This window comes from Lutibacter sp., assembly GCF_040883305.1.
In the GTDB taxonomy this organism is placed as follows: Bacteria; Bacteroidota; Bacteroidia; order Flavobacteriales; family Flavobacteriaceae; genus Lutibacter.
Window position 1 is genome coordinate 1 of record NZ_JBFLKT010000217.1, and the last position, 3,536, is coordinate 3,536.

The 3,536-nt window shown below is 29.8% G+C and carries 3 protein-coding genes and 1 pseudogene; all 4 read right to left on the reverse strand.

The features are described from left to right. A partial coding sequence (locus tag AB1Z17_RS06925) for a 2Fe-2S iron-sulfur cluster-binding protein (protein ID WP_368051069.1) occupies positions 1–382 on the reverse strand: 382 nt, incomplete at its 3' end. 6 nt (positions 383–388) lie between these two features. After that, a complete protein-coding gene (locus AB1Z17_RS06930; RefSeq protein WP_368051070.1) occupies positions 389–2,014 on the reverse strand; it encodes an NADH-ubiquinone oxidoreductase-F iron-sulfur binding region domain-containing protein in 1,626 nt (541 codons plus the stop codon). Between the two features lie 60 nt (positions 2,015–2,074). Next, complete coding sequence (locus tag AB1Z17_RS06935) at positions 2,075–3,250, reverse strand: class I SAM-dependent methyltransferase (protein WP_368051071.1); 1,176 nt, start codon at positions 3,248–3,250, stop codon at positions 2,075–2,077. Between the two features lies 1 nt (position 3,251). Further along, positions 3,252–3,536: pseudogene (locus AB1Z17_RS06940) on the reverse strand (DUF1697 domain-containing protein); the annotation flags it as partial.

The window sequence follows — 3,536 nt, forward strand, 5'->3', positions numbered from 1 at the left end:
TGTTTGGAATCCCTATTTGTGCAATAGTTTCTTGGAAAGGTGTTGCTTTTTTGTTTTCTGAAGGAAATATTTTATCCGCTGGATAATCAGTCAAAACCAATTCAACAATGTTTTTTCTAAGACGTTGTATTTTTTCGGTATTGTGATAAATGTATAAGCCTTCTGAAATTGGAGTGTGGCAAGATGCCATAGTTTTTGTAGGTCCGTCTTTTTCACGCGCTACTTCAACCGAGCAAACTCTACATGATCCAAAATTTTCCAATCGATCATCTTGGCACATTGTTGGAATGGCATTTTTATTTTTTTCAATTCTTCTAACAAATTCTAGGATGGTTTCACCTTGAACAAAATCGTATGCTATGTTATTGATATATGCTTTCATGATTTTTTAGTTTGAAGTAAAATATTGCTTTAACTCATCCTCAAAATACTGCAATGCATTTTTTATAGGAAGTGGAACACCACCACCTAAAGCACAAAGAGAACCAATTTCAAGTGTTTCTAGAAGGTCGTTAAATAATTGACGATCTATTTTATAATTTTCAGTTTGTGCTTTTTGAAGCATTTCCATCCCTCTAAAAGAGCCAATTCTACAAGGATAACATTTTCCACAAGATTCATCTGATGTGAATTCCATCAAATGTTCTAAAAATTTCACCATTGGAAAATCAGTAGGAATGGAAACCACACTTGCATGTCCTAATAAAAATCCATTCGAATTTAAACTTTCAAAATCTAACATTAAACCTGATATTTTATGCATTGGAACAATTCCACCTAACGGCCCTCCAATTTGAAATCCTTTAATTTCCGATTTAAATCCACCTCCATAATCGTTAAAAATAGTTGATAATGAAGTTCCCATTTCAATTTCATACATTCCAGGTTTGTTAAAAAAACTATCTAATGAAACCAATTTGGTTCCTGTAGATTGTTTTGTACCTAATTCAGCATAAGCGCTTCCGCCATTTTCTAAAATCCAATGAATGTTGGCAAAAGTTTCAACATTACTTAAAACAGTTGGTTTTCCATACAAACCATATTGTGCAGGATAAGGCGGACGTACACGAACTTCTGGTCGTAAACCTTCAATGGAGTTTAACAGTGCAGTTTCTTCTCCGCAAACATACGAACCTTGACCGCGAATTATTTTGAATTTAAAATCACCAATTAAGTTTTTTTCTTTCAATTCATTTATAGCTTCTCCAACTATTTTAATTGAATCTGGATATTCTCCGCGAATGTATAAAACCCCAGTATTTGCGCCAACAGTTAAGCCAGAAAGGTACATTCCAAACAATATCTTATGGGCTTGATGTTCCATTAAATACATATCCGAATATGCGCCTGGATCACCTTCATCTGCATTACAAACTATATATTTTTGCGGATTGGATTCTTTAATTACAGCATCTAATTTAAACCAAAAAGGAAATCCAGCGCCACCACGCCCTCTTAAATTTGAGGTTTTAATTTCCTTAATTATTTGTTGTGGATTATTTTTAACCTTTTCAGCCAAATCATAAAATTCAGTAATATTTTCAATTTTTGAAGTTAATATTGATGTTGTGTTGCAGCCAATATTATAACTGTTTTCTTGATATTTTTTCTCAGAAATTATACTTGAAAGTTCTTTTTCATTGGTTGCTGAAAAAGTTTTATCATCAAACAAAAACGCATTGTTAATATGACAACGACCTACACAAGCGGCGTGACCTATTTCACTTTTATCAAAATGATTTTCTATATTTTTTTTTAGATTTAATTGAGTTTTTGCAACCATACAAGCAGTTCCGCTACAAATATGAATTTTTTTATTGAGGTTTTCTTCTCTGGTAAAATCGTAAAAAGAAGAAGTTCCAACAATCACAGAATCATCAATTAAAAAGCGCTTGGCTAATTTTTGAAATTCTTCTTTTGAAGCATTCTCGTAAGATAAATCTACTATATTTTCAAACAAATTATCATCTAAACCTTTTCGAGATGATAATGATCGTATATTTTTATTTGCCATTTTGTTGAATATATTTGGCTAAAAATACTAAAAATTTTAGGATGAAGGTTAAAACTGAACCTACACTTTGTTGCAGATTAAAACAATATGTTTTTGATTGCAATCGGTAGTAAAAAATAAGAATTGATTACCACCGTCTTTTAAACCAGTTTTTTTACGGATTTGAGCAACCGTTTCAGGAAAATTTCTGGTTGTAATATTGGCTGTTTGTGAAGGAATTAATTTTTTAAGTTGTTTTTTATCGTATGAAATTTTATGTTTAATTTCAAACTTTCTACCAGGGAAATCTATCAATTTATCTGAAGTATATATATGTGAATGTTGGTGTAATTTATCAATTTTAAGTTGTTCCGAAATTTGGTTGAACGCTCCAGATTTTAAAATTGCTGCATTAGGTTCAAATAAGTATTTTTTTGGTTCAGAATAAGTTGCAGACACTTCACTGCTTAAATCAAAATTAAAACATTGATTTTTTATTTTATTGGAGTTAATGGTTTTAATATCAATTTGTTGTGTGTAGTTTTTTTCTAAAACAAACAACAATTCTTTTACTTCATTTTCAATGGCTATTACGTGGATTTCTTTAACAAAGTTCAGTTCATTTATGGCGCTTTTTATATCTAAAATTGGTGAAACTTTGATAAGAATGTGGTCAGATTTTTCAAATAATAAATCTAAATTTTCTGGAATATTTGGTAAACAATCTTCTAATAAAAAAACTTTACCTTTTGCGTCATTTCTTCTTGATGGATCACTATAAATCCAATCGAATTTAGAAACTGATTTTTCTAAACAGGTTAATCCATCTCCAATATAATTTTCAATATTTTTAGTACCAAATTGCTTCAAATTATGAGAAACAATTTTAGATAATTCTTCATTAATTTCACAATGTGTAACATTTTTAACTTTTTGTGAAAAATAAAAAGCATCTACACCAAATCCGCCAGTTATATCAATTAATGAGTTTCCTGAAACTAAACTAGCTTTGTATTTAGCTGTAATTTCAGAGGAGGTTTGTTCAATATTTAATTTATTTGGATAATAAATATTTTCAGTTGAAAACCAAGTTGGTAATTTCTTTTCACACTTTTTTTTTGACTCAATTTGTTCAGCAATTTCTTGAATAGAAACATTCTCATACGGGCTTCCTTTTAAAATAAGTTTTGTAATATCCGATCTAAGATGAGCAGTTATAAACGCTTGAATTTCTGTATTTAAGATGTTGTTATTCAATTTATTGATTACTTAGTTCAACAAGTTTTGTAATTGTGTTCCAGTTTCGAGAGGTTGCTGAAACTTTTAATTTATTTTCGATATTATTATTTGATAATTTCGTCCTTCCAAATCCATTTGGACAATAAAGATAAATCGTTTTATTCTTAAAAATGAGTAATTCATCTTTGGCGGCAAGTAGTTTCACCTTTTCAATTCCTTCTTCCGTTGGAATTTTATCTAAAAATGTGGCACAAGTTTTTTTGAAATCAAAATCTGTTTTGTTAATAAATGGGTTCGATTTAAA

Coding starts and splice junctions, on each gene's coding strand:
- AB1Z17_RS06930 (WP_368051070.1), bottom strand. CDS start 2,014: ATGGCAAATAAAAATATACGATCATTATCATCTCGAAAAGGTTTAGAT.